Genomic DNA, 21,177 nt, shown 5'->3' on the forward strand with positions numbered 1-21,177 from the left:
AAGAGGCGTGAACGGTTACGCAGGATCTGTTGATAATTACCCTATAAACTACTACGTATTGTGGCGCGTAGGCATTGATTAGATCATAAAAGAGAAATGTCAGCAGGCCTAGTTATTGAACTTTTAAAATAAGTAGTTGATCGCGCTGTATCGCTGGAATGCCATATTTGATTCATCTCGGGCGGTTACGAAAATGATTATTCACCTTCGCCGAATTTATTATTAATTAGTTCAATCAACGCCTGATTCATCGCCTCTTCATCTGGGCCGTCAATTTCCCAGGTCAATTCACTGCCCTTGTTAGCCGCAAGCATCATAACTCCCATAATGCTTTTGCCATTAACAGTTTGTGTGTCTTTGGTTACATCAATATGACTTTGAAATTTTGCTGCAGTGGATACAAATTTCGCAGAGGCACGAGCATGTAAACCGAGTCTATTTATTATCTTAATCTTAGTTTTGATCATAACGGGTACAATGTATCATGTCTCTGGTGTCAGGTATAGATATTAAAGAAGGATATTGGTTATTTATCTACGTTCTCAGAGCATGTATAAAAACTTGGAAGCCAAGGATAACCAATGTTATTGCAAAATGCTCTGAGGAAGACCTAAAGGATTAGTCAATTTTAAACAATAATTACAACATTAAAATCTTAGTCACTATCTCTCTGGGCGAGAAGTTTCTCTTTGTGTTTAATAAGTTGTCGATTCAGTTTATCAACTAACGCATCAATAGCAGCATACATGTCTTCTGATTCTGAGCTTGCATGGAGTTCACCTTTAGTAACCAGTACAGTAGCTTCTGCGATTTGTCTTAGTTTTTCAACATCAAATACTACATTTATTGCTCTTATATGATCGAAATGGCGCTCAAGTCTGTCAAATTTTTCTTCGGTGAATGCTCTTAGTGCAGGAGTGACATCCATACCATGGCCAGTGATGTTAATTTGCATAAAACTCTCCTTTCGTTGACTAATTATTAACTACTTATAATTTTTCTTTCATTAGAAGGTGGGATACCCATTGCTTCTCGATATTTCGCAACAGTGCGCCTTGCCACTTTAATACCTTGCTCGCCAATTAACAGGGCAATTTTACTATCACTTAAGGGTTTTTTTCTATTCTCTGTTGAAATTAATTTTTTAATTACGGCTCGGATCGCTGTCGAAGAACACTCTTCGCCAGTATCGGTATTAACATGGCTGGAAAAAAAATACTTAAGCTCAAAAACACCGCGAGGTGTGTTAATAAATTTTTGTGTGGTCACTCGGGAGATAGTTGATTCATGCATATCCAAGGCAGAGGCTATGTCATTAAGTATTAATGGTTTCATAGCCTCTTCACCAAGCTCCAGAAATCCTTGTTGGTATTCTATGATGCAAGTCGCTACTTTTAGAAGTGTCTCTTGGCGGCTTTGAATGCTTTTTAAAAACCAGCGCGCTTCTTGTAAATGATTCTTTAAGAATTGATTATCTAAGCTATTGTCTGCACGTTGAATTAAGGCGGCATATTGCCTATTAATGCTTAAGCGAGGGAGAATATCCTGATTTAGAAATACTTTCCATTGATTATCTATTTTTTTAACAGTTAAATCAGGAATGATATATTCAGTATTCTCTTGATGAATTAGGCTCCCTGGTTTTGGATTTAATTTATGGATAATTTGTAATATGTTATCAACTGATTTTTCACTGATTTGATGATTTTTCATTAATTGTCGGTAGTTATGTTGCCCAAGTAACTCAATATCTTCTAGAATGATTTTCTTGGTTATAGCTAAAAGTTTAGGATCTAATGGTAGTTGTTCTAATTGAACGACTAATGTTTCGGCTAAATTAATAGACGCACACCCTACCGGATCGAATAATTGTAATCGATGTCTTACTGCTTCTATTTCTTCAATATCAAGCGGTAAATCATCGCTATTTAGGCTGGTATGAATCTCAGAAACAGGTATAGTCAAAAAGCCATCATCATTAATGGCATCAATAATTGTTGTTGCGATTACCCTGTCAACATCACTCATCGGCGTTAATTCAAGTTGCCAATGAAGATGATCCTGTAAATTAGTGGTCGTGCAATGCAAATTATCGAAATTATAGTCGTTTTCTTCAAAATTATTGCGTTTGTACAAGTTATTATAGAGATTTGACCATTGAAAATCTAAGTATTCTTCGCTATCAGGATTGGTACTGGTTTGAGGTTCTTCTTTTTCTTCAACAGGAGTTGCTTCGAGCATGGGATTTGATTCAACAACAAGTTGGATTTCTTGCTGCAAGTCAAAAGTAGATAATTGTAATAATCGTATAGCTTGTTGTAGCTGCGGAGTTAACGTGAGATGTTGACCAATGCCAATCTGCAATGTCGGTTTCATTCAAATCCTCTTTGTTTTCTCTGCCATTATTTATCAGTTTAAACGATCCGTAAGGATTATCCAGTATTTACCTAGGTTAATTTAGAAAGTAAAGACGGTAGGCTGCTATAATTTAAATAAAATAAAAGGGTTAAATTGAAATGTTACAAATTAATAAAAAAATAGTGTTCTTACTTAAAGAAAAACTATATTCGTTTAGGGTTCTTAATGTTTAGGTAGTATGAAGTGAAGCCCTAAGAAATAGGGCTGAACTATTGTTATTTGACTTTTTTCTCTTTAAAAAGAACATGCTTTCGTACTTTAGGATCGTACATCATCAATTCCATCTTTTCTGGATGGTTACGTGGATTTTTAGTAGTGGTTTTATAGTATCCAGTTCCTGCTGTGGATTCCATTTTCACTTTAATTGTAACAGCTGCCATGGTTTATCCCCTTGTTATATTTTTTCACCTTTAGCTCTGATTTTATCCAGAACTGCTTTGATGCCTAATTTGTCTATAATTCTCATACCTTTGGTACTTAATCTTAATGTGACAAATCGATTTTCTTCTTCAACCCAGAATTTATGATTCTGAATGTTAGGCAGGAAGCGTCTTTTCGTTTTATTATTAGCGTGCGACACTTTATGACCAACCATGGGTCGCTTGCCAGTTACCTGACATACTCTAGACATTGTGTTACTCCAAAGATAAAAAAATTAACAGCCCTTATCGTTAGCTTAGCTTAGGACTTTCATTATAAAAATAGCCAGATGTGAAATACAAGAGCGGTTTTATAACAAAAAAATTCAAATATTGCAATATTTTTGCTTTGTTTTGCTTTGTTTTTTGCTTTGTTTTATTGATTAGGTATAATCCTCAGCTTTTATATCGTGATATTGAGTTATTGCAATGCAACGTAAGATTAAAAGTTATGTCTTGCGCGCCGGGCGAATCAGCAATAGGCAGCAACAAGGATTAGATCTTTGGCTTCAAAACTATGAATTGAAGTTTGATGAACCTTCTCCTTGGGATTTTGCTAAAGAATTTGGCCGAGACGATGCCGATACAATTGTTGAAATTGGCTTTGGTATGGGCACTTCATTGTTTACTATGGCAGTCAATAATCCCCAATGTAACTATATTGGTATAGAAGTTCATAAAGCTGGAGTAGGTAGCCTAATTGCCGATTTGCATGATCATCAGATGACGAATGTGCGTGTCGTAATACATGATGCAGTAGAGGTCCTACAAACCAAAATAAAAGCTAATTCATTAGCTGGGGTTCAAATCTTTTTCCCCGATCCATGGCATAAGAAGCGCCATCATAAACGACGATTGATCCAATCTGAATTTATTAAAATGTTGGTAAAAAAAATCAGACAGGGTGGTTTTATTCATTGTGCAACGGATTGGCAAGATTATGCAGAGCATATTTTAAATGTTTTGTCTTCAGAGCCTGCTTTGTATAACCAACAATCAAATGGGGGATATTCTCCTCGTCCTGACTCAAGGCCATTAACTAAATTTGAGCAGCGAGGGGAGCGTTTGGGGCATGGCGTGTGGGATTTAATTTTTATTAAAAATAAGGATACTGGACAGGATTAGGCATGCGATTTTATGCCTTTTCTCTTATCCCTATTCCCTCAAGGTATCCCACATGCCGAGCTCTTTGGCAAAAGAGATTATGATAATACCGCAGAATTTATTGTCATGAGTTGCTGAAAGTTAGATCTGGGCATTGTAGGAAAGGTTAAAAAAAATTAACAATGTTTTGATCTTCTATTGTCCATTGTGTAATATCGGTGTCCGTTAAATGGTTTATGACTATCAATTGAAGGAAATATTATTATGGATTTTATAAGTGAAATGAATGAAGCTCTAAAATTGGATTTTATTCAATTTAAAGAATTTATTCAAAAAAAATTGGAGGAGAATAAAAATTATTTAGAGCAGTTATTTTGGTTGTCTGATGGTTCGCAAATGACAGTTTTAAATTATTTGATCTATCAATATCATGATCCCAAAGACGGTGTGGAGGAGCCAGATAAAGATCATGTAGCTAAAATAGATTTTGTTCTTAAGTCAGCTAAGGATGCGAATGTTGGCGAACCACTACACCAAGCAATTGCCGCAGGAAAACTTCATCTAGCACTTCATTTACTTGGAGTAGATGAAGATAGTTTAGCTCCTAAGGAAAGTGGAAAAGCAGATATTTTGGATATTTTTTCCAAAATAGCAAAAAAAGTCGAAATTACGATAGATGGCTTAAAAAGCTACTTCTTTGATATGAATAAGCGTGATAGCAAGGGACGTACTGTACTTTCTTTGGCATTGGATACTAAGAGTACTGAATTATTGATAGCTATCTTAGCAAGAAAACCTATTATACATGCAGCTACTTTGCACACCTCCGCCCGTGTTCCTTTTCAGCCCATCCATCAGGCTGTTGTTTTGGATTATGTTGATGGAGTTACCCTCTTGGCCAATCAGGGCGCTCAATTGACGAATCCTCTAGGCAGCATGAAAGATACTCCCGTCATTTTGGCAGCTCGCTTAGGAAAAATAAATGCATTAGAGGCCTTATTGAAGTTACCAGCAGACAAACTGTCTCTTGAGTCTGAAAACAATCATTTGTTTGAAGACAAACAAACGGGCCATACCGCAATAGAAGAATTATGTGTTAGATTGGCTCAAAATAATGATAATGCAGAGTCTCTTCGAGGAATAGCAATGTTACTCTGTCACGGTGCGGAAATGCCACGCAATGAAAATATGCGGAATTTGTTAAGAAGCAATAGAGTACTTTTATTGCAGGCTGTAAGTAATTATTTAGCTGATAAGCCAGAATTGGTTGATTCTTTTGTAAATCGCTGTCATCTAAGGGAAAGTGCTTTACACAACGTTGTTTATGCAGATCATTCATGGGGCAGTTCTATTCGTCGTTTGCTAGGTATGCCAAGCAAGGCAGCTCTTATCATAGAAGAATTGGTAACCAGAAAATACAGCGATCCTTCTTATGTGGGTGAAAATGTTTCATCTTTAACTACTACGGCAACGGAAAATCTACAATCAGAGAAAAATACTTTGAAGCTTTATGCGGAATTTGTTAGACGCTATTGCCAAGCCTATGATAGTCAAATGGTGACTAATCGTTGGAGTACTATGCGTTGGATGATTGCGGAAGGGAACTGTGATTGGGGTACTGTTGTTCGTTACTCAAGAAATCATCCTACTAGCCGTACCAGGATAGTATTGAATGAAATGTTTACTCCTATGCCTAAGGTACATGAAGACATTGATACTCAGCATGAAGCACCAAGAGCCCATCTTGGTTAATATTTTGTTAGACTGCTCGAAAAATCGTGATTTTCGAGCAGTAAATCGTGATTTTCGACTTAAAGAAGTGGTTAGATGCTCCAGATCAATAATGCGAAGTTTAAATTTTCTCAATATCAGTTGGCGCTAAGCGATTTTATACTGTTCCGTATCAACCTACGTTCAAAAGATGGAAAGATCCGGATTATATGAGAGGGTTAATATTCAGATAAACTATCTACTTGCTTAAACTTCATATACCCCATAAAATTCTAAATTCATTTGAAATTGCTAGGAGTACTACATGGGATGGAATGAGCCGGAAAAGGGCAAAGATCCATGGTCGGGTAAAAATCAGCCTCCAGATTTGGATGAGGCTCTTAAACGTATCCAAGAAAAATTGAAAAAAACATTCTTGGGGGGGGGAGGCAAATCAAATAACTCCTCTGGTACTGGCGGTGGGTTGTTGGCTGTCACGGTCTTATTAATAGCCTTTATTCTTTGGGCACTTTCCGGTATTTTTATTGTTGATCCGGCGGAACAAGCAGTTATTCTTCGTTTTGGAAAATATGTAGAAACCGTTGGTCCTGGTCCTCACTGGATTCCAAGGCTTATCTCATCAAAGATTATCATGAACGTAGATAGGGTATTGGATTACTCCTATTCTGCCCAAATGCTTACTAGTGATGAAAATTTAGTGGCTGTTTCTTTAGCTGTGCAATATCGCATTAATGATTTAAAAGAATATTTATTTAACGTAGCGAATCCTGAAGAAAGTTTACAGCAAGCGACTTCTAGCGCTTTAAGACAGGTTGTTGGCACTACTACTCTAGACCAAATAATAACTGAAGGGCGAGAGGTTTGGGGCGGTAGAGTACAAGAGACTTTGATAAAGACATTGAGTAATTATAAAACAGGAATTCTAATTGTTAATGTGTCCCCGCAGCCGGCGAGAGCCCCAGAAAGTGTTCAGGATGCATTTGATGATGCAATCAAAGCTCAGGAAGATGAAAAACGGTTTAAAGAACAAGCTTATGCTTACGCAGCGAAGGTAGTTCCTATAGCAGAAGGTACAGCCAGTCGCATCCGACAAGAAGCTGAAGCCTATTCGAAGCAAGTTGTGCTAACAGCTCAGGGAGAAGTGGCAGAATTTTTAGCATTGTTGCCTCAGTACAATGCGGCACCTCAAATTATGGCAGAACGTATGTACCTTGAAACCATGCAAAAAGTGTTGCGCAACAGTACTAAGATTATTGTTGACAATAAGGCGGGAAATTTATTGTATTTACCTTTGGATAAAATATTAGGCAATCAAAATATTCCACAATCTGAAATTCCCAAGCCTGTAAAGACTACTAGCAGTGATGAGGAGGATAATTTAATTCTTTCTGGAAGAGAACTTAAAAGACCGACCTATAGTGAGGAGAGAGATTAGGAATGAATGCATTTAAAACAACTTTAGGAATCTTAATCTTTGTGATACTACTGCTGTTGTTCACCAGTGTCTTTACTGTGATGGAAGGGCAGAAAGGTATTATTTTGCGATTAGGACGGTTAGTCAAAGATTCTCAGACTGATAAAGTTAAAGTATTAAACCCTGGTCTTCATTTTAAAACTCCTTTTATCGAAAGTGTGAGAGTTTTCGATACACGTCTCCAAACGATGGATATTAAATCTACTCGTATTGTGACTAAAGAGAAAAAGGACGTTATGGTTGACTATTATGTCAAATGGAGGATTTCAGATTTAGCACAATATTTTAAATCTACTGGCGGCAATGAGTTTAAAGCCGAAACATTGTTGGAACAACAGTTAAATACTCTACTTCGGGCACAATTTGGAAAGCGCACAATATCTGATGCCGTTTCTGGTGGTCGGGATGATGTTATGGAAATATTACGCACTGCGGCTGAAAAGCAAGCCGGCCAGTTAGGTATTGAAGTGGTAGATGTTCGTATTAAAGGCATTGAATTGCCTTCCAATACCAGTAACGCCATCTATCAGCGAATGAGAGCTGATATGCAAAAAATTGCGAATAAGCATAGAGCAGATGGTCAAGCGGCAGCGGAGCAGATTCGAGCTAAAGCCGATGCTGATGTCATGATTCTGCTTGCTAAAACCAAAAGTAATGCTCAACGAACCAGGGCAATTGGAGAAGCGGAGGCAGCCACTATCTACTCCAAGGCTTATAGCCAGAACAAGGACTTTTTTGTTTTATATAGAAGTTTGTTAGCTTATGAAGCAAGTTTTTATAGTAAAAAAGATCTCTTGGTGTTGGATCAAAGCAGTTCGTTTTTTGATTATTTCAAGCAAGCAATGCCAAAAAATGATGGTATAGCTGTTAAAAAGTAGCTATAATGCCGGATTTTGTTAGATATTTTATAGCATTATCCCAAAATGCGTTTGAGCTTTTAGAATCTAGACGCATTTTTTTAAGATATGCAAACAAAGAGTAGATCATGGGTAAGAATGTTGTTGTTTTGGGTACACAATGGGGTGATGAAGGCAAAGGTAAAATTGTTGATTTGCTGACACAAGATGCTCAAGTAGTTGTCCGCTATCAAGGGGGACACAATGCCGGCCATACATTAAAAATTAATGGCGTAAAAACAGTTCTTCGCTTAATCCCTTCAGGGATGCTCCGTCCTAATGTCACGTGCTACATCGCAAATGGTGTGGTGTTATCGCCTCAAGCATTACTTAATGAAATTAAGGAGCTTGAAGACAAAGGTGTGAATGTAAGAGAGCGATTGCGTATTAGCCAGGCTTGCCCACTTATTCTTCCTTACCATGTTGCTTTGGATAAGGCACGTGAGGCGCACATGGGGAAATCTGCGATTGGCACAACAGGTCGGGGAATAGGCCCTGCTTATGAGGACAAGATTGCTCGACGTGCTTTACGGGTGAGTGATTTATTTCATAGCGAGCGATTTGCTAATAAACTAACAGAATTATTAGATTATCATAATTTTGTTTTAACAGAATACTTCAAGCAACCTGCTGTGGATGCGCAATTGTTGTTGGATGAATCATTACAATGGACTGAAGCATTAAAGCCTATGGTTTGTGATGTGTCAGCCTGTCTACATGAGCATAGAAAAAAGGGTGAAAACATTTTATTTGAAGGCGCTCAAGGGGTTTATTTAGACATTGATCATGGAACATACCCTTATGTCACTTCCTCCAATACTTGCGTAGGTTCCGTGGTTAATGGAGCAGGATTCGGCCCCAAATATATTGATTATGTATTAGGTATTACCAAGGCGTATACCACTCGGTTGGTGGGGGCCCATTTCCAACTGAATTGCTTGATGAAGTTGGGAAACGAATCGCTGAACGTGGCCAAGAATTTGGTGCAGTGACGGGAAGACCTAGACGCTGCGGGTGGTTTGATGCTGTATTATTAAAACGCTCTATCGAGCTAAATAGTATTTCCGGGTTGTGCGTGACCAAATTAGATGTTCTTGATGGTTTGGATGTACTCCGTATTGCTGTAGCTTATAAGGATAGCGAAGGTCATTTGTTATCTCATCCACCTCAATCAGCTGAGGACTTCAATGATTTGGTCCCTGTGTATGAAGAACTTCCAGGTTGGCAAGAATCAACTGCTGATGTGACTGTTCTGAGAGATTTACCATCTAATGCCCAGGCTTACCTAAAAAAAATAGAAGAGATATTAGGCATTCCTATTGATATGTTATCAACAGGTCCTGAAAGAGATTCAACAATTATTTTGCATGATCCTTTTTTTGATTAGTAAAGTGTGGTGACAACTGCTCCCCGGGTCCAATTTCATGAAACTCCCTTTGAAAGAGCGAATAGCGCCAAGATACCTATATGTCAACCCAAAGACCAACATGGTTCACTTATTAATGCCTATCATGAGCGGCACTGAAATAGGTTTAGATAATACCTGTAAATCGGTCTATTCGTTACAAGAGTTTTTTGGCCTTTTGGGAGCTAACAAACAAAGTACGGCACTGGGGATGCTAGAAGATTATAAAGATGCGTTGGCTTTTGATTTAAAATACTGTCCTGATTCAAAAGAAAAAGAGCTCAAAGCAGCTCGTCTTTTGCAAATTAATACTTATCTAAGTCTTTTGAAATCAATTCAAAACGAGAAAGGCATAACAGAGTCCTTGAAGAAAGTATTCCCCACCTATCCTGCGCCGTTGGAAAGCTTAATGCAGGCTAAAGAAGCGAATTTATACAGTGTGATATTAAGGCCAAAAGAGCAGGATGTTCAGTTGCGTACTACGGCGATTACCCCGGTATTTAGCGCCAACCATGACTGTCTGGTGCATGGCCTCATTGTCCTCAAAGACTCTTTACTGGGTAATACCTTATTGGATAGCTATAAGGACTTGGCTTTTACTCCTAAATCGAAGGAACAATTGATTGCACGTGTTTTATCAAAGTTTTCTGGCTCACCCGTTGATTTTGAACAGATTAGAGCAAAGTTAACTCAAGAAATCCATGATTATCTAGGCATTGAAGTGACTCTCAGTCAAACCCAAGGCACTCGTTATGCGCCTTCTGTCCCCATGACTCAATCCTATCTGGATGAGCAATTGGCTATTGATGCTGACAATCTGGCCACGCACCTTGATTATATCAACGCATTATTAGAGTATTGCACACCTAATCTATTTGAAAGTCTTGAAGGTTCGCCCTTTTACATGATGAATGAGGCAGAGCGACTCTCTATCCTCACCCAGTTCTTTTTAGCAGAGCTTAATATCGCCTGCCGTACTCAAGGAGTAACCAATGCTGATTGGGGTCAGATTTTAGAAGCCAATTTTGAACTCATTAGCCACTTAGCCCAAACAGTACAACACGCACTGGAACGAAGCTTCTCAGTAGAAGAAGCCTTGATAGATTATATGAATCGACACCAGGATGTCTTTCAATTAAAAAGCCCTATTCCTAAAGACAATATTCCAAAGCTGAAAGAACGATTTAAATCCCATTATGAACTTATCAAGGACTCCCCGCATTTTGACGAGTTTATGCTATTAAGCGAAAAGAAAGGGCTCTTTGTAACTCATCAGGGCTGTATTGTCACCCATTTTGCTCACTTTTTACAAACCAGCTTTTCCAATGAGGTATTGGATGAGCCTACACGAGCCTTCTTGCAAGCAGCCCAACAAGATTTTGAAACGGTGGATAAACCTGATAACGTCATCCCTCATAAAAATGACTTCATTCATGCAGACCTTAAAGAAGTAGAGCTTGATTTATCGAAAATGGATAACCATGCTTTGCAGGTTTTATATGAAGATATTAATCGCTATGAAGACCCCAAACTCAAAAAAACTCTGTTAACACAATTCAAACAAGAACGTCCCGATTTTAAACCGAAAATTGATGCCAGACAGTTTTTACAACATGTGGCTTATGGGCAGCAAGACGAAGCAGAGGCACTACTGCAAAAAGAAGACCCACAACTGGCGCAAGAGCTTTTGAAAGCCGATAACATCGCATTCACCGACTACTCAGGCCGCACCTTTACCTGCACGGCCTATGAATATGCCTATTGGGCTAAAGATTCTCATATGCAAAGGATGTTAGAGAAGCACATTAGACTTGATGAAGACACCAGACAATTTATTTTGGAACGAGTACAACAAATAGAAGAACTTGTAAATCTTCCTCCAGACGCAGGACTTTTTGAACACCCCAAACCCCGAGGCTTGCACTATACCACTAGAGATGAACAAGGGAATACTATTGACCATTGGGAAACGCATTTTGACCTGACCCCATTAAAAAGGGCATTAGAGCATTATGTGAAGGAGTATAATGAAAAGCCAAATAAATCTGGTGCGGATTGGGAACAACTCGATAAAATCTGGGTAGAAGAAGTGGGCCGTGCCCAACGTGATGTGCCTGCTCATATTGCGCAAGAGTACTGTCATCCGGACCGCTCTTTTGAGGATGTCACTAATAACCAAGCCTTATTGGATGCGACTAATCCAACCAACTTAAAACGACAACTCAAATTTCGTAAGTTGGATACTAATGAGTATTATTTGTGGTTTACTCCCGACTCTTACTCGGTGGATTCTGGTCTTGGTTTTTCATTTGGTATATTACGGTGGAGGTACGATTGTAGACCTCGTGAGTGGTGGGCGGCTGGCGCCGGGGACATTGCATTTGCGGTCATCGATTTGAACGCACTAACGGCCATTGATGAGGTGAGGACTAGTGATCTTAAACAGTCCCTAGACAATCTACGCCAACCATTAATCGTACAGGCATCCCAGTCCCACAGTACCTAGTCATTAATAGCCTCGCGGCAATTCCTGCTATATAGCTGTCAGTCAGATCATCCTCAGTCCTGATCTTAGTGCTGCATGGACTGAGTCTGCCTAACAAGCCAAAAAGTGATCGCTTTTACCCTCTAAATCACTCATGTTACGCACAAGAACTTGTAGTTTGACTAAAAAGCCTTAGAATTCCGCCCTTAATTTTAGGGAGGGAATACAATGGATATGCTTGATCTTTATAGTGATTAAGTCTAATCGCACATTAGCTTTATCTGAAAACGATGCCAAAAACGGACGGTTCCAACAAGCAAGAGCACTAGAGCTTGAAGAGGATATGGCCCACATAGTCTGGCTTAGAGGCCTAGACTTCCCCGTGAGGCTCCTGAAAAAAGTATTCAAAAACGAAAACGGTTCAACAGGAATTCTCTATCTTGTTTCTAATGACATGCTCAGTAGCGCCGAATCCACCTCGATTGCTGGACACAAATGCATCAATTCTCAGAACTAGTTTCCACAGATGTACTGAAAGAATTTATAAAAGAAAAAATGATTCCTTAGATTTAATAAAATCAAATTATGGTGTTTTTGACAAGTTGCCCCCAGAATCTAAGAAAGAAGTCAATAAAATCAAAATGGAAATGGCAAAATACTGCCAAACAATTATCGTAAAATTGGATGATAAATACCAGTTAGATTATATTTTAATCTAATTGGTCTAATTTAATATTTTCTTAATAATTTTCAGGTACCATTGCACCTGAAAATTTAACCTAAAAGGAAAAAATTATTATGGGAAATTATTATTATTATTATAGAAGACTCCTTAACTCAATCTATAAAATAAGTGATGAAGCTAAGCAAGATGATATCACTGAATTTAATGAAGAATACAAAAAACTACTTCAGCAAAATAAAGGTGATGAGTTTTTACGTTTCATCAAAAAAAATATAGATGCACAAAGAGCATCGGGAGTGCAGCTTTTTGGCACTATGGTTATTAATGGACAACAGGTGGAAACATTCCCGTTAGCTATTACATATATTGTTATGGATAAACTCAATGAAATGAATGGATTCAAAGCGAAAGTGGTTAGAAAACCAGGCCTATTTAATCCCTCTGATATGGATGTTTTTAGTTCGCTTTTAACTCAAATTTATAAAATCAATGATACACGAAATTACGATGATGTTAATAATTTTAAGAAGGGATATGATATGCTAGTCATTAGCGGAAAAGAAGAGCAGTTTTTAAACTACCTGAAGGATTCCCTTGATGGTGAAAAAGCAGAGGGAGTTTTACATTTTGGTGGTACATACATGAAAGAAGGTAAACCTATAGAAAAATTCCCATTGAAAGTTACTTTTATTATCATGGATAAGCTCAATGAGATCATTGCAGCCAACGATGAAGCCAAAGCACGTCATGCAAGATACTAGAAATTAACATAAGCTAAGAGCTACTTTACTCAAGGCTGTTTTTCTTTGCAGCCTTCTTTTTTGTGATTAACTCATGTTACGCACGATCAGTTTTAAGCGGTCATATTTTTGAGCTCCTGCCAGGCAATTTGGTTTGTTCGAACAATGAGTTTGTACTTAATAGCAAAGTGATTTAAATGAGTTTTTACCTTCAAGAGTTCTAACTTGCAGTAGGCAATAATAGAAGCATAGATATGATTGCACTGAATTTTGATTGTACGAGTAGGCGACTTGGTTAAGTGTTGTAGTTCAACTTTGATCTGACAGTGGGTGGTTTTTTATAAGGTGGCTGTCAGATCAAGAGTAAACACTACGAAGCGCTATACTCCATCAGTGTCACCTATCGTTTGTATTAACTATTTTTCATGAGGCTTTTTATGCCAAAATATTTTAATAGATTATTCATTTCTACTAGTTGGGTGGCTATCTCATCTATTGTTTGAATAAGCCCTAGTATTTCATCCATTGCTTCTTCATCGCGAGCAAGCAGTTTATCAAGAACTTCTTTCAAACCTATTTCATTTTCTTTAAATCCAATGTAATCTGGATTGCTTATAAAAAAAGCATCTACTGCTACACCGGTTTTTAGATTTATGGTGAGTGAGAAAACAACATCAGTCGCCATAACGTTTTCACTTGCCATATCTTCAGGAAGCTTTGATAGATCGACTTTTGCTGAGACTAAAGCAGTAAGGGCAGTATAGTTACCTTCGCTATCCTTAGTAGTTGAGGTAATCACACTTCGCATGGAAATAGCATCCCCATAATCTTCATACTGTTCTTTTGCAATTTGCTCTAACATTTCTGATGCCATTGGAATCATCATATTAAGCTGTTCTTGTGGCAAGAGCTTGGTAAAATCTATTCCTACTGAGCTTTTAATAATGGTTGTGGGAGATAATCCATTACCATAATCATAACTTAAGTTATCCAGTTTAACTTCGAAGATGTTTTGTGAACCAATCTTTTTATAAAACCCATTCACAGCAACTTTCACGATACGTTCGGCATTAGTTTCTATTGCATTAAAAGTTAATTGCGCAGATGTTGTTTCATTTTGAAAAGGTGCAAGGATGTTTATTACCTCTGAGTTCAATTGATCCAGAACATTGTTAGAAGCGAATGCTCCAGAGATAAGGGCAAGGCATAGCCCAAAAGAAAAAAGGGTCTTTTTCATAAAGTCTCCAAAAGTGTTTGTATGAGATTGGGATGGTGTTAGTCGACTGACGTTCTGCATAAGAATACCTCAATATTGTTATATTTAAGTATTCCTCGACACATAGTTACGTATTACATCAGCACCGGAGGAATCGAGAGTTGCGGAATAACCTAACTATTAAGTTTGGATAGACTATCGTACCTCACAACATAATTCAAGTAATTTAGGGGCGTGATTTAAAGTGCGGTTAAAAGTATTTTACCTTCAGCTGGGGAAAGCCGTATAAAAACTTTAGGAATGTTGCCTATTAATTTGCTCCCCAGCGCCGACGTACTGACTTGCTCGGGGTATTGTAAGTTAAAACTGCCGTTATGCGGCAAATAAATAAGGAAATTCTTTCCGTAAAATGTCATTCACTTTTTGTTGATAAGATTTGCTTTTAATAATGAGTAATACAGTGTCATCTCCCGCAATAGTACCTAAAATACCTGAATTTGAAGTTTCTTTGATACTGAATGAGACATATTTCCGATCTAAATAATAAGCAAGGCTGTTGGCGTTCCCAGGTGGTTTGCAAAATTATGAGCCCAAAGTCGGAAAATTGTATGTTAAGGACTAGAGGTAATCCAGGCTGATTATAATCAATAACTTTATAATAACCTGAAACTTTTGCTATTTTCATTTTTTTCAAGCGACGGGATAGCGTCGCTTGGGGAATATCATATCCTCTCTTTTTTAAACTGTGTTGTAAATCACTTTGTTCAGCAATGTTTTCAGTTTGTACTATCGATAAAATCATATCATCTAATAGTGAATTATGAGTCAATTTTGTCTCTCCATATAACCAGCGATTATGAATATAAAATCTTTTGATTGAAATTATATTCACTTTTTCTTGACAACTCAAACTATGATCACTTATATTCATAAAACGAATAAAAATTGAATTTGTATCCATATGTATAAAATTTATATCTTATCATTAATTAGTTCCATTTTATTTATTTCAGGATGTAGTGGGCAAAAAGATAAAAATATTTTGCATTTTTCAACCTCTGCTGAATATCCACCTTTTGAATATGTAGAGTATGGAGAACTCAAAGGCTTTGATATTGATTTAGCAAAATTAATTGCAAAGGAATTAGGTAAAAAAGCCGTTTTTGACAATAGGCAGTTTAGCGCGGTGTTACCTGCAGTAAATTCAGGCCAGGATGATATTGCAATAGCCACAATTACTATTACTGAAGAACGCAAGAAAAATTTTGATTTTTCCAATCCTTATTATTTTGAGGGTATGGCAGCTGTATTTCATGCTTCCCATCCTGTGATGGAACCCGATCAATTAAAGGGGAAGAAAATAGCTGTGCAACTTGGCAGTGTTATGGAAATTTGGCTTCATCAAAATTTTCCAGAAGCTGAAATTACAGTTTTGGACAATAACAATCAAGCTATAGAAGCTTTAAACGTAGGTCATGTCGATGTGGTACTAATGGATGGTGCTCAAGGGAATGTTTATAGCAAAAAGCATCCAGGATTAACTTATTCAATAATCGCCAAGGCGCAAGATGGGTATGGTTTGGCTTTAAAGAAAGGTTCCCCTTTAACCGCTGAAATTAACTTGGCATTAGAAAAAATCAAAGCGAAAGGGGAAATTCAAAAATTAGAATCTATTTGGTTAAAGGGTTCACTATGACGGAATTTGTTCAAAATATTTTCTTTATAGGAAAAGGGATAGCCCTCACGTTGCAATTATTAATTGGAGGTATGCTCATAGGGATAGCGCTCGGAACATTATGGTCTATTGGCAGATATCAGGGAATTGCCTGTTTTTCTATAAATCGATTTATCTCCATAATGAGAGGAACTCCTTTGATCCTACAGTTAAGTTTCATTTATTTCTCATTCCCTTCTTTACTGGGGATGCGACCTAGCATTTTAATGGCAGGCATTATTGCTTTTGGTTTGAATAGTTCTGCTTATTTGGCCGAAATTTTAAGAGCAGGGATTGAAAGTTTGCCTAAAGGTCAATTTGAAGCAGCAGCTACCTTGCAAGTTCCAACGTTTTACCTATGGAAAGATATTATTTTGCCACAAGTAATAAAAAATATTTTTCCTGCGATAGTCAATGAAACAATCGCCTTATTAAAAGAAACCGCATTAATTTCTACTATTGGAGGTTTGGATTTAATGCGTCAGGCGCAGTCAGTGGCAGCACAACAGTTTACCTATTTTATGCCTTTATGTATTGCAGGAATCTATTATTACGGTTTGGTCTTACTCATTGAATTACTTGGTAAGGTAGTTGAAAAAAGAGGAAATTATGTTGCAGGTCATTAACGCATCTAAAAAAATTGGTAACACCCAGATTCTCGATCAAATTAACCTGAAAATTCAACCTAATACTATTGTTGGTTTGATTGGCCTTCCGGTAGTGGAAAACGACTTTGCTCAGATGCATCCAACAATTAGAAGTTCTGGATTCCGGTTTTATCGATTGCAAAGGAAAAAGTGGTTTTATGTTTCAGGATTTTCAATTGTTTCCGCACATGACTGCTCTTGAAAACTTAATTTATGCTCCCGGCCTTCATGAAAAGGCTATTGATCATAAAGAACGAGCCTTGAGTTTACTTGACATGCTTGGGCTTTATGATAAAGCCCAAGCCTATCCTCAAAGTCTTTCAGGAGGGCAAAAGCAGCGAGTTGCTTTAGCCAGAAGCCTGATGATGAAACCTGATTTGTTACTTTGTGATGAGCCCACTTCTGGTCTTGATATAGCAACTACTCATGATGTGATTGCTTTGCTAAATACTGTTAAATCTTTACATATTACTATGCTGATTGCTTCTCATGATTTGCTTTTTTTAACTCATATTGCAGAGCGATTATTGGTTGTAAATCAAGGAAAATTGCTTGCTGATTTTAAAACAAAGGATGTGTCTGATCCGATTTTCTATGTACAACAATTTTACCAAGGGGGAATATTATGAAGAAAGTTATCAAAAAAATTGCACTGGCTTATTCGGGTGGACTTGATACATCCATCATGATCCCTTGGCTTAAAGAGCATTATGATCAAGCAGAAATTATAGCCGTTATTTGTGATTTAGGGCAGCAAGAAGATCTTGTCGCAATAAAAGATAAAGCGATTAAAAGTGGTGCATCCAAAGCTTATGTTATAGATGTGAAAGAAGAGTTTGTAGCTCATTATTTATGGCCTTTGGTAAAATCAGGTGCTTTATATGAAGATCAATACATTTTAGGAACTATTTCAAGGCCTTTAATTGCTCAAAAATTGGTTGAAGTTGCTTTGGCTGAACAAGTGGATGCTGTCGCTCATGGCGCCACTGGCAAAGGAAATGATCAGGTTCGTTTTGAATATTCTATCAAGGCTCTCGCTCCTCAACTTGGGATTATTGCTCCCTGGAGAAATTGGGATATTAAATCAAGGCAGGAAGCGATTGCCTATGCGAAAGAGCATGGTATTAATGTGCCAGTAACACCCCAATCACCATATTCTCGAGATCATAATATTTGGTATATTTCTCATGAAGGCGGGGTGCTTGAAGATCCATCTCAAGGAATGCCTGATAATGTGCTATTAATGACAAACCCTATTTCTCATACTCCTGATAAAGCGGAAATAATTGTCCTTGACTTCAAAGAAGGGGTTCCTGTCGAGTTAAATGGACAAGCGCTTTCACCTGTCGATCTCTTGAGTGAATTAAATAAAAAAGCAGGTCAACATGGTATTGGTGTAGCTGATATTGTTGAAAACCGATTAGTTGGGATGAAAATACGAGGGGTTTATGAAGCCCCTGCTGCTGCAGTGCTTTATAAGGCTCACAAACTCCTGGAGAGCTTATGTCTTACTCGATCAACATTACACCTGAAGCAATTATTACAGCAAACTTATGCCAATTTGATTTACGAAGGCTGCTGGTTTTCTCAAACCAAACAAGCTTTGGATGCTTTTATTGATGTCACTCAACAGCATGTCACGGGACGAGTTAAATTAAAATTGTTTAAAGGCAATATTATTCCTAATGGTATGCAATCTCCTTACAGCCTGCATAGTCCAGCATTAGCTACGTTTGAAGAAGACAGTGTTTACAATCAAAAGGATGCGGAAGGATTTATTAATCTTTTTTCTTTGTCTGCTAAAGTTTATGGCCAAGTCCACCAAGGAGGTCAATATGATAAATAAAACATGGGGTGGAAGATTTAAAAAGCCATTAGATGGTCGAGTTAATCAGTTCAATGCTTCTTTGTCTTTTGATCATGTGCTTTTCGAACAAGATATTAATGGAAGTCAAGCTCATGTCAAACAATTAGTTAAGCAGAAGATTATCACAGAAGAAGAAGGTCAGGCTATTTTTGTTGCGCTTGATGAAATCCAAAATGAAATAAAGCAAGGTCAGCATTCTTTCAATGACAGTAAAGAAGAAGATATTCATATGTTTATTGAACAGTTACTGACGCAGAAATTGGGTGATTTAGGGAAGAAGCTGCATACCGGTCGTAGTCGAAATGATCAAGTGGCATTGGATCTACGCTTATTTACTCGCGATAAAGGCAATTTGATCAATGAGCTTTTAATTGAGCTGATTCACTGTCTTAATGAATTAGCGAGCAAACATCAAGATGATTTAATGCCGGGATATACGCATTTACAACAAGCACAACCTATCACTTTAGGAGCTTATTTTAATGCGTATCAATCGATGTTTAGCAGAGATAAAAGCAGGATGGAGGATTGGTTTCAGCGTATGAATTATTCTCCTTTAGGAGCTGGGGCTTTAGCTGGGAGTTCTTTGCCCCTTGATCGTCAGTGGGTAGCTCATTGGCTAGGTTTTGCAGGTATAATACCTAATACTCTTGATGCAGTAAGCGACAGGGATTTTGTAGTTGAATTATGCAGTATCGCCGCAATGACTATGATGCATCTTTCCAGATTATGTGAAGACTTAATTTTGTGGTCCACCCAGGAATTTAATTTTATTACTTTGGACGATGCTTTTGCTACTGGTTCTTCGCTAATGCCTAATAAGAAAAATCCCGATGTTCTGGAATTGATCCGTGGTAAAACCGGAAGAGTGTATGGCCATCTGATGGCTATTCTAACTGTTATGAAGGGTTTGCCACTTACCTATAATAAAGACATGCAAGAAGACAAGGAGGGTTTGTTCGATACGATTAATACAGTAGTCGTATGTTTGCAAATAATAACCCCTTTCTTGCAAAGTCTGGTTTTTAATACAGAGTTAATGCGGGCAAAGGCTCAAAGCGGTTACCTTGATGCTACAGCTATTTTGGAGTCATTAGTAATGAAAGGTATGCCTTTTCGTGATGCTCATCATCAAGTCGGCCTATGGATTATAGAAGCTATGGAAAATCAGTGTTCGTTGACCGAATTATTAAAAGGAGACTAAAAATGTCTTTTTCCACCTCAACTAAACCTATTACGGCTCAGAATAATGGTTTTGATAAAAAACAAGATGAGAATAATAGACATGCCATTAATGAAGTGGCGACAAATACTTTTCTTATTAATTTGCAACAAGCTATTTTTAGTTTGGAAACTGAATCGGCTAATTTTGCGTCAGAAGAGGGGGATGATAAGAAACATTCTGTTCCTCTCGGTCAACTAAGACATTTTCTTACAGGAACAGAGTTATCCTGTGATGAAGTTAAATTTATCTTAAAAAAAGCCAAATCAATAAAACAAAACCCGGATTTATATAGTCAATATCTTGCTAATAAAAGTTTGGTGATGATTTTCGAAAAACCTTCATTTCGAACTCGTTTGAGTTTTGCTCTAGCCATCCAGAGTATGGGAGGAATAGTTGTTGAAAGTATAAGTAATTCAAGAAAGCAAGAAACTGCTGCCGATATGGCACGTGTCTTAAATGGTTACGCTGATTTTGTAATGGTCAGAACACATGCTGATAATTGCTTAAAAGAGATGGCAGCCTATTTGAAAGTACCTCTTATTAATGGTCTTTCTGCATTACATCATCCTTGTCAGATTCTCGCTGATCTATTAAGTCTGCTAGAACAATTTGGTACATTAGAAGGATTAAAAGTAGCTTATATAGGTGATGGTAATAATATTCTGCATAGTTGGATGCTTTTAGCACCTCAGTTAGGTATCACGATTCATTATTGTTGTCCTAAATCAAATCAACCTAATGCAACTATTGTAGATAGAGCCCGTAGGATGGTAGAAAATTCAATGATTCATCGTTTCGATCAACCGGAAGAGGCAATAAAGAACGTGGATGCAGTTTATACTGATGTATGGACTAGTATGGGATTCGAAAATCCTGAAGCGGACAAGATTTTTAAGGGTTTTCAGGTGAATGAAGTCTTAATGTCACAGGCAAAATCTAAAGCAGTATTTATGCATTGTATGCCTATGGAAAGAGGGAAAGAGGTTTCTGAAACTTTACCGGATAGCCCAGCGTCGATCATTTTCACTCAGAGTGAAAATAGAATGCATGTACAAAAAGCATTATTATTATTTTTAGATCAGTCTCTATCCTAGCTCATGTTTAGTAAAGCTGTAATACGGAAAGTTTAAAATTCCGTATTACGCTGCTAA

General features: G+C 37.5%; 17 protein-coding genes and 5 pseudogenes. 14 read left to right on the forward strand and 8 right to left on the reverse strand.

Annotated features, from left to right (window positions below; translation table 11 throughout):
* Positions 1-197 precede the first annotated feature (197 nt).
* The 5 genes from OK13_RS08145 to rpmB all read right to left on the reverse strand — a co-directional run bounded on the left by OK13_RS08145 (position 198) and on the right by rpmB (position 3,049).
* Positions 198-467, reverse strand: a complete 270-nt coding sequence (locus OK13_RS08145; protein ID WP_035889911.1) for an HPr family phosphocarrier protein — start codon at positions 465-467, stop codon at positions 198-200.
* 188 nt (positions 468-655) lie between these two features.
* Positions 656-955: a ribosome hibernation-promoting factor, HPF/YfiA family gene (gene hpf / locus OK13_RS08150; RefSeq protein WP_035889915.1), complete on the reverse strand. Its 300-nt coding sequence runs from the start codon at positions 953-955 to the stop codon at positions 656-658.
* 26 nt (positions 956-981) lie between these two features.
* On the reverse strand, positions 982-2,376 hold the full coding sequence (locus OK13_RS08155; protein ID WP_035889918.1) for an RNA polymerase factor sigma-54: 1,395 nt from the start codon (positions 2,374-2,376) through the stop codon (positions 982-984).
* Between the two features lie 257 nt (positions 2,377-2,633).
* Positions 2,634-2,798 (reverse strand): 50S ribosomal protein L33, encoded by a 165-nt coding sequence (rpmG, locus tag OK13_RS08160; protein ID WP_003635328.1) that lies wholly within the window; start codon positions 2,796-2,798, stop codon positions 2,634-2,636.
* A gap of 14 nt (positions 2,799-2,812) precedes the next feature.
* Entirely contained in the window at positions 2,813-3,049 is a 237-nt protein-coding gene (rpmB, locus tag OK13_RS08165) for a 50S ribosomal protein L28 (RefSeq protein WP_010946227.1), read from the reverse strand.
* Between the two features lie 217 nt (positions 3,050-3,266).
* Between rpmB and trmB the strand changes: the two genes are divergently transcribed.
* From trmB to OK13_RS08205, 8 genes and pseudogenes are all read left to right on the forward strand, one after another.
* Positions 3,267-3,962, forward strand: coding sequence for a tRNA (guanosine(46)-N7)-methyltransferase TrmB (gene trmB / locus OK13_RS08170; RefSeq protein WP_035889924.1), 696 nt, complete (start codon positions 3,267-3,269; stop codon positions 3,960-3,962).
* A gap of 243 nt (positions 3,963-4,205) precedes the next feature.
* Positions 4,206-5,693: a Dot/Icm T4SS effector AnkC/LegA12 gene (gene ankC / locus OK13_RS08175; protein ID WP_035889926.1), complete on the forward strand. Its 1,488-nt coding sequence runs from the start codon at positions 4,206-4,208 to the stop codon at positions 5,691-5,693.
* A gap of 283 nt (positions 5,694-5,976) precedes the next feature.
* A complete protein-coding gene (gene hflK, locus OK13_RS08180; protein WP_035889928.1) occupies positions 5,977-7,107 on the forward strand; it encodes an FtsH protease activity modulator HflK in 1,131 nt (376 codons plus the stop codon).
* 2 nt (positions 7,108-7,109) lie between these two features.
* The gene (hflC, locus tag OK13_RS08185) at positions 7,110-8,024 is read left to right on the forward strand and encodes a protease modulator HflC (protein WP_035889931.1); all 915 of its coding nucleotides are present in this window, start codon (positions 7,110-7,112) and stop codon (positions 8,022-8,024) included.
* Positions 8,025-8,131: 107 nt separating this feature from the next.
* Positions 8,132-9,429 (forward strand): annotated as a pseudogene (locus tag OK13_RS08190) (adenylosuccinate synthase).
* Between the two features lie 37 nt (positions 9,430-9,466).
* A complete protein-coding gene (locus OK13_RS08195) occupies positions 9,467-11,953 on the forward strand; it encodes a hypothetical protein (protein WP_035889939.1) in 2,487 nt (828 codons plus the stop codon).
* A 226-nt stretch (positions 11,954-12,179) separates the two neighbouring features.
* Positions 12,180-12,404: pseudogene (locus OK13_RS16170) on the forward strand (IS701 family transposase); the annotation flags it as partial.
* Positions 12,405-12,730: 326 nt separating this feature from the next.
* A complete protein-coding gene (locus OK13_RS08205) occupies positions 12,731-13,378 on the forward strand; it encodes a hypothetical protein (protein ID WP_035889960.1) in 648 nt (215 codons plus the stop codon).
* 92 nt (positions 13,379-13,470) lie between these two features.
* Here OK13_RS08205 and OK13_RS16175 read toward each other — a convergent pair.
* From OK13_RS16175 to OK13_RS08215, 3 genes and pseudogenes are all read right to left on the reverse strand, one after another.
* Positions 13,471-13,656, reverse strand: a pseudogene (locus OK13_RS16175) (IS701 family transposase); the annotation flags it as partial.
* Between the two features lie 113 nt (positions 13,657-13,769).
* Entirely contained in the window at positions 13,770-14,594 is an 825-nt protein-coding gene (locus tag OK13_RS08210; RefSeq protein WP_052117621.1) for a hypothetical protein, read from the reverse strand.
* Between the two features lie 351 nt (positions 14,595-14,945).
* Positions 14,946-15,402 (reverse strand): annotated as a pseudogene (locus tag OK13_RS08215) (arginine repressor).
* 132 nt (positions 15,403-15,534) lie between these two features.
* On the opposite strand from OK13_RS08215, the gene OK13_RS08220 reads away from it, so the two are divergent.
* The 6 genes and pseudogenes from OK13_RS08220 (at position 15,535) to argF (ending at position 21,120) form a co-directional block, all read left to right on the forward strand.
* The gene (locus OK13_RS08220; RefSeq protein ID WP_035889963.1) at positions 15,535-16,269 is read left to right on the forward strand and encodes an ABC transporter substrate-binding protein; all 735 of its coding nucleotides are present in this window, start codon (positions 15,535-15,537) and stop codon (positions 16,267-16,269) included.
* Positions 16,266-16,913 carry an amino acid ABC transporter permease gene (locus OK13_RS08225; RefSeq protein ID WP_035889965.1) on the forward strand — a complete coding sequence of 216 codons (648 nt, stop codon included), beginning with the start codon at positions 16,266-16,268 and terminating at the stop codon, positions 16,911-16,913. Before OK13_RS08220 ends, OK13_RS08225 begins: the two co-directional genes overlap by 4 nt.
* Positions 16,897-17,563: pseudogene (locus OK13_RS08230) on the forward strand (ATP-binding cassette domain-containing protein). Before OK13_RS08225 ends, OK13_RS08230 begins: the two are co-directional and overlap by 17 nt.
* Entirely contained in the window at positions 17,560-18,780 is a 1,221-nt protein-coding gene (locus OK13_RS08235; RefSeq protein ID WP_035889967.1) for an argininosuccinate synthase, read from the forward strand. Before OK13_RS08230 ends, OK13_RS08235 begins: the two are co-directional and overlap by 4 nt.
* Positions 18,770-20,005 carry an argininosuccinate lyase gene (gene argH / locus OK13_RS08240; RefSeq protein WP_035889970.1) on the forward strand — a complete coding sequence of 412 codons (1,236 nt, stop codon included), beginning with the start codon at positions 18,770-18,772 and terminating at the stop codon, positions 20,003-20,005. The genes OK13_RS08235 and argH overlap by 11 nt, the downstream gene beginning before the upstream one ends.
* Before the next feature lie 2 nt (positions 20,006-20,007).
* Positions 20,008-21,120: an ornithine carbamoyltransferase gene (gene argF / locus OK13_RS08245; RefSeq protein ID WP_035889971.1), complete on the forward strand. Its 1,113-nt coding sequence runs from the start codon at positions 20,008-20,010 to the stop codon at positions 21,118-21,120.
* Positions 21,121-21,177: the final 57 nt, after the last annotated feature.

This window comes from Legionella norrlandica (assembly GCF_000770585.1).
Lineage (GTDB): Bacteria > Pseudomonadota > Gammaproteobacteria > Legionellales > Legionellaceae > Legionella > Legionella norrlandica.

Excerpts from the sequence above, each read along its gene's own strand:
- rpmG (WP_003635328.1), bottom strand. The coding sequence starts at position 2,798 with ATGGCAGCTGTTACAATTAAAGTGAAAATGGAATCCACAGCAGGAACT.
- OK13_RS08195 (WP_035889939.1), top strand. The coding sequence starts at position 9,467 with ATGAAACTCCCTTTGAAAGAGCGAATAGCGCCAAGATACCTATATGTC.
- trmB (WP_035889924.1), top strand. The coding sequence starts at position 3,267 with ATGCAACGTAAGATTAAAAGTTATGTCTTGCGCGCCGGGCGAATCAGC.
- argF (WP_035889971.1), top strand. The coding sequence starts at position 20,008 with ATGTCTTTTTCCACCTCAACTAAACCTATTACGGCTCAGAATAATGGT.
- hpf (WP_035889915.1), bottom strand. The coding sequence starts at position 955 with ATGCAAATTAACATCACTGGCCATGGTATGGATGTCACTCCTGCACTA.
- OK13_RS08205 (WP_035889960.1), top strand. The coding sequence starts at position 12,731 with ATGGGAAATTATTATTATTATTATAGAAGACTCCTTAACTCAATCTAT.
- OK13_RS08210 (WP_052117621.1), bottom strand. The coding sequence starts at position 14,594 with ATGAAAAAGACCCTTTTTTCTTTTGGGCTATGCCTTGCCCTTATCTCT.
- rpmB (WP_010946227.1), bottom strand. The coding sequence starts at position 3,049 with ATGTCTAGAGTATGTCAGGTAACTGGCAAGCGACCCATGGTTGGTCAT.
- argH (WP_035889970.1), top strand. The coding sequence starts at position 18,770 with ATGATAAATAAAACATGGGGTGGAAGATTTAAAAAGCCATTAGATGGT.
- OK13_RS08225 (WP_035889965.1), top strand. The coding sequence starts at position 16,266 with ATGACGGAATTTGTTCAAAATATTTTCTTTATAGGAAAAGGGATAGCC.
- OK13_RS08155 (WP_035889918.1), bottom strand. The coding sequence starts at position 2,376 with ATGAAACCGACATTGCAGATTGGCATTGGTCAACATCTCACGTTAACT.
- hflC (WP_035889931.1), top strand. The coding sequence starts at position 7,110 with ATGAATGCATTTAAAACAACTTTAGGAATCTTAATCTTTGTGATACTA.
- OK13_RS08220 (WP_035889963.1), top strand. The coding sequence starts at position 15,535 with ATGTATAAAATTTATATCTTATCATTAATTAGTTCCATTTTATTTATT.
- hflK (WP_035889928.1), top strand. The coding sequence starts at position 5,977 with ATGGGATGGAATGAGCCGGAAAAGGGCAAAGATCCATGGTCGGGTAAA.
- OK13_RS08145 (WP_035889911.1), bottom strand. The coding sequence starts at position 467 with ATGATCAAAACTAAGATTAAGATAATAAATAGACTCGGTTTACATGCT.
- ankC (WP_035889926.1), top strand. The coding sequence starts at position 4,206 with ATGGATTTTATAAGTGAAATGAATGAAGCTCTAAAATTGGATTTTATT.
- OK13_RS08235 (WP_035889967.1), top strand. The coding sequence starts at position 17,560 with ATGAAGAAAGTTATCAAAAAAATTGCACTGGCTTATTCGGGTGGACTT.